General features: G+C 50.1%; 2 protein-coding genes and 1 pseudogene. 2 read left to right on the top strand and 1 reads right to left on the bottom strand.

The features are described from left to right. Positions 1–574 precede the first annotated feature (574 nt). On the bottom strand, positions 575–1,387 hold the full coding sequence (locus CAGGBEG34_RS00550; RefSeq protein WP_042687247.1) for a DUF4145 domain-containing protein: 813 nt from the start codon (positions 1,385–1,387) through the stop codon (positions 575–577). A 4-nt stretch (positions 1,388–1,391) separates the two neighbouring features. On the opposite strand from CAGGBEG34_RS00550, the gene CAGGBEG34_RS00555 reads away from it, so the two are divergent. Both CAGGBEG34_RS00555 and CAGGBEG34_RS00560 read left to right on the top strand, forming a co-directional pair. Then, positions 1,392–1,613, top strand: a complete 222-nt coding sequence (locus CAGGBEG34_RS00555) for a hypothetical protein (protein WP_042687248.1) — start codon at positions 1,392–1,394, stop codon at positions 1,611–1,613. Continuing rightward, positions 1,610–1,872 (top strand): annotated as a pseudogene (locus tag CAGGBEG34_RS00560) (hypothetical protein); the annotation flags it as partial. The gene CAGGBEG34_RS00555 and the pseudogene CAGGBEG34_RS00560, both read left to right, overlap by 4 nt.

Raw genomic sequence — 1,872 nt, forward strand, 5'->3', positions numbered from 1 at the left:
GGAAAGTAGACACCTATTCGGACGGAAGCCCGGCCCGTGACAAACACGGTCGCCCCAAGAAGGCCTGGCTGTCGTATCACGCAACGGATGCGGATGGGTTTGCCACGCATCCACAAGCCATTGCCACGTGTGAAGTGGCGAAGGGGAGTGACGGATGAACCGTTAAACGGAGAGCGGTATTGGACGGCTCAAGACCGAACCTGCTTGAGTGAAATGTGGAGGGTCAGCACCACGGCGTCCATGACAAAAAGCACCCATACGGTCGGCGCAAATACGGCAGCGTATGGGGAAGAGGCCCCTACTGTGAGGCAGGTCTGAAACAGGGGCGAGTGGCGGCGAAGGCAGCACCACTGACCTTACAAGGCTGCCGCGTCATGCGGCTCCGAGGGAGACACATGTAAAGGCGTCGCTTAAGGCTAGCTGCGTCTGCTCACCAAGGAAGAGCGCTCAGAAAGAAGAGATTTAAAGAACAGATTAAAGATAAAGAACAGAGATTCAAGAGATTCAAGAGATGAATCAATCGAATCCGCTGTGCGCGAGGCGGCGTAGGAATGAAGTGATGGATTTTTATAGGTCAGACAGATTCATTGCGCAAAGCAGCAATTTTCACTGGATAAGCAAAAAGCAGGTCCAGCATCAGGCGTGTCAGATCATAGGCTTGTTGCGCTTCGTCAGCGGTAATGGGTTCGTCACTCTCATGTACAGCTTCATTTCCCAAAATCCTCAGTTGATGCGCCCAATCCGATATTTGCCGTGTTGTTTCAAGGGCAGTCAAAGCCGCATCAATCAATTCGCGCAGCGGCTTTTTGGGGGAGAAGGCGTTTTTCAATTTTGTTTTGCAAGCTTTTTCCAGGATGCGTCTGCAAGCAATCGTGGTAAGTCTCGGAGACACATGCAGTACCTGTACAAGTTCGTCCAGCTCTTGATCAATATCTGCGGGCAAATGTTCTGCATCAGGACGTTGAATAGCGCTATCTGGAAATTGTTGTTTAACTGTATAAATTTTATTCAGTACCTCACCACACTCATTCGCAGGAACTGCCCAATACATACGTTCAGTAGTCAGTGGATTGGGTTTATCAAACAAATCCCTCAAGGGACGCATGCGATTAAGAAACTTCCTATGCGCAGCCGGATTCTGAATGACCTGAACAAAATGCCCCGCATCGTTGAAAAAGCCTTTAGCAGGCTGAAGAACAAGCATGCTGGGCTGTCTACAGTTTCCACACACGACAAACGCTCGAATACGTTCACCTGTTTCCTGCCATTTTTCATGGCCGTCCGGCAATGGCACTTTTTCGACTTCCGGCGCAGCGTGAAGTACGTGCTGTTCCGCAATGGCGCGGCAATGTGCACATGTCCAATCTCGAATTTGATGGAGAAGCATACAAATGAATTTTGTTAATCAGGAAGTCGAATTGCAGCCAATGGTCGATGCGATTTACTCCGCGCGTGTATCCAAAGAGATTCGAGTGCGGCAGATTTTAAATTTATTCCGGAGCTATTCGGAGTATGAGGTGATTCAGGCAATTTCTTATCTCATCTTTCGATACCAGGCGCATTTGGAGGCATCTGTTCCAAGCCGGAAAGGATGGGAGGATGCGGCCCGATGAAACGCCCTTCCTTTCAGTTTTATCCCGCGGATTGGCGTAAAGACTCTGCACTGCAAAGCTGCTCGATTGCCGCGCGTGGCTTATGGATTGAAATGATGTGCATCATGCACGAGTGCGAGCCTTACGGCTATCTATCGATCAATGGCCATGCGATGAATGCTGCACAACTGGCTCGCTTGGTCGGTGAATCCGAGAAAGCCATCAAAGGATTACTCGGTGAACTGGAGAATGCGGGCGTGTTTTCGCGCACAGAAACCGG

The organism is Candidatus Glomeribacter gigasporarum BEG34 (assembly GCF_000227585.1).
GTDB classification, from domain to species: Bacteria; Pseudomonadota; Gammaproteobacteria; order Burkholderiales; family Burkholderiaceae; genus Glomeribacter; species Glomeribacter gigasporarum_B.

Excerpts from the sequence above, each read along its gene's own strand:
- CAGGBEG34_RS00550 (WP_042687247.1), bottom strand. The coding sequence starts at position 1,387 with ATGCTTCTCCATCAAATTCGAGATTGGACATGTGCACATTGCCGCGCC.
- CAGGBEG34_RS00555 (WP_042687248.1), top strand. The coding sequence starts at position 1,392 with ATGAATTTTGTTAATCAGGAAGTCGAATTGCAGCCAATGGTCGATGCG.